Genomic DNA, 2,478 nt, shown 5'->3' on the forward strand with positions numbered 1-2,478 from the left:
CTACCGCACGCGCGGAGCAGCCCCTACGGACGCCGTCGGGCGCGACGCGTACCGTGTGGGAGTCCGCCCCCACGCGGACGCGCGCGGAGGAGCCCGGCGCATCGCCCGGCCCACGATCCGCCGCACACCGTGCTCCCCGGAGCAGCCCCATGCTCGCCCTTGGTCCATCCCGCCGGCCCCTCGCCGGCTTTGCGCTTTCCGCGATCCTCGTCTACGCCACCACGCTCGCCATCGTCTCGTCGCCGCTGCTGGCCGCGGCGCCGCGGGCCCTGTCGGCCGCCATCACCATCGACCTGCTCGTCACCGTTCCCCTGCTCTACTGGTTCCTGGCCGTCCGCCGGGCCCGTGTGCCGGCCGTCACCCTGCTTCCCGTCTTCCTGGTGAGCCTCGCGGCGGCGCGCCTGATCCTGCCCGAAGGATACGAGGGATGGCTGGGCCTGGCCTCGCTTACGGTGCTGCCGCTGGTGGAGGTGGCGGTGATGGGCGTCGCCGCCGTGCGCACGCGGCGCATGGTGCGGCGGATGCGCGCCACGCCCCGCGAGGCGGACCCGTTCGATGCCTTTCGCGACGCGCTGGAGGAGATGATGGGCAGCCCCGCGCTGGCGCACGCCGTCGCGGCGGAGGTGATGCTCGTGTGGTACGCGCTGCTCTCCTGGCGGTCCGCGCCGCGCGTGGCGCCGGACGAGACGGCGTTCACGAACGACCGCCGGACGGGCGCGATGGGGGTGATGTCGGGGCTGGGGATGGCGACGACGCTGGAGGGCGCCGTGGTGCACGTGCTCGTCGCGCACCACGACGACCGGCTGGCGTGGGTGCTGACGGCCCTGAGCGCGTATACGCTGCTGTGGATCGTGGGCTTCGCGCGGGCGCTGCGCCTGCGCCCCGTCACGCTGGGCCCGCGGGCGGCGCGGGTGCGCGTGGGGATGATCTGGGACGTGGCCGTGCCCTCTTCCGCCATCGCGGCGGTGGACGCCTCGCCCCGCGCGGGGATCGACCGAGAGACGCCGGGCTACCTGCACGCCGCCTTCGTCGGCACGCCGCAGACGGTGGTCACTCTGCGCGAACCGGTGGACGCCATCGGCCTGTACGGCTGGCGCAAGCGGGGCATCGAGCGCATCGGCGTGTACGTGGACGATCCGGTCGCCTTTCGCGCGGAGCTCACGCGCCGCGCGGGCCTCGCGCCGGCCGCGGCCCATCCGCAGGCGCCGGAGGATGATCCCGGCAGCCTCGCCGCCGCCCGCCGCGCCTGGGCCGATCGCCATCGGCGAACGGAGTGAGGGCCTTGCGCGCTCCGCTCGTCCGGCGCGTAGGTTGATCGATCCGCCCGATCACCGCCCGCCCCGAGGAGCCGCATGCCCTCCGTCAGCCGAAGCGTCATTCCGCTGCTCCTCGCCGTGACGGTGGTCACCGCATGTGGACAGGCGGGCGTTCCGGCACCAGCCTTCTCATCCGACATGGCCTCGCCGGAGGATGCCGTGGGGTGGACGGTGCTTCCCGCTCTCCAGGGACAGCGGGTGCTGCGATCGTGCAGCCCCACGCCGGAGGACGGCGAGGGCCCCTGGAGCCCAGCGGGGTTCTGGGAGCCGGATTCCGCCACCGTGCGGAACGTGGAGGCGCGCCTGCCGGCGGTGCTGGACAGCGTTCTGCCCCTGGTGGTCCTCCCCGCCGGGGAGAGAACGCTGGGCTTGCGGGGGGACCGCTACTATCGCCAGTACGTGGGCATCACGCGGGGCGGAACGCGGCTCGTGTACGTGCACGGGGTCCACGCCGCCTTTGTCCACCCTTCGCGTGAAGCCGTGCACGGCATATCCTGGAAGACGCACCTCCTGGCGTGGTGCGACGCGGGCGCGGGCCTGTTCGGGGTTGTCTACGATCCGCGCACGGAGACGTTCGGACGGCTGGAGCTCAGCGATTCGTACTTCGGCGCGGTGCGGTACTGAGCGCGGGAATTGCGCTCGGCGGCGGGCATGGGGAGCCTGCTGGCGGTGGATCTGGGGCTGCGCACGGGGCTGGCGCTGTTTGGCGCGGACGGGCGCCTGCGGTGGTACCGGTCGCAGAACTTTGGCACGGCCACGCGGCTGCGGCGCGCCGTGCACGGCCTGCTGCGCGAGAACCCCGAGGTGCGCTGGCTGGTGCTGGAGGGCGGCGGCAACCTGGCGGAGATCTGGACCCGCGAGGGCGAAAAGCTGGGGCTGGCGGTCATCCGCATCCCCGCGGAGCGGTGGCGCGAGCAGCTGCTGTACACGCGCGAGCAGCGCACGGGCGCGCAGGCCAAGCACCACGCGGGCGACCTGGCCCGCCGTGTGATCGACTGGTCCGCCGCGCCACGGCCCACCTCGCTGCGCCACGACGCCGCGGAGGCCATCCTCGTGGGCTTCTGGGGCGTGCTGCACGTGGGCCTGCTGGAGCAGGTGCCGGCGGAGCTCCGCCGCTGAGCAAGGGAATAGGGAATAGGGAATAGGGAACAGGGAACAGGGA

3 protein-coding genes are annotated in these 2,478 nt (G+C 73.4%); all 3 read left to right on the forward strand.

Annotated elements, in window-relative coordinates; all coding sequences use genetic code 11:
• The first annotated feature begins 149 nt into the window (after nucleotides 1–149).
• The 3 genes from VFZ20_RS29285 to VFZ20_RS29295 all read left to right on the forward strand — a co-directional run bounded on the left by VFZ20_RS29285 (nucleotide 150) and on the right by VFZ20_RS29295 (nucleotide 2,435).
• Complete coding sequence (locus VFZ20_RS29285; RefSeq protein WP_329687507.1) at nucleotides 150–1,277, forward strand: hypothetical protein; 1,128 nt, start codon at nucleotides 150–152, stop codon at nucleotides 1,275–1,277.
• A gap of 177 nt (nucleotides 1,278–1,454) precedes the next feature.
• Nucleotides 1,455–1,940 carry a hypothetical protein gene (locus VFZ20_RS29290; RefSeq protein WP_329687508.1) on the forward strand — a complete coding sequence of 162 codons (486 nt, stop codon included), beginning with the start codon at nucleotides 1,455–1,457 and terminating at the stop codon, nucleotides 1,938–1,940.
• A 27-nt stretch (nucleotides 1,941–1,967) separates the two neighbouring features.
• Nucleotides 1,968–2,435, forward strand: coding sequence for a hypothetical protein (locus VFZ20_RS29295; RefSeq protein WP_329687509.1), 468 nt, complete (start codon nucleotides 1,968–1,970; stop codon nucleotides 2,433–2,435).
• Nucleotides 2,436–2,478 lie beyond the last annotated feature (43 nt).

Origin of the sequence: Longimicrobium sp. (assembly GCF_036280135.1) — a bacterium.
Classification (GTDB): domain Bacteria; phylum Gemmatimonadota; class Gemmatimonadetes; order Longimicrobiales; family Longimicrobiaceae; genus Longimicrobium.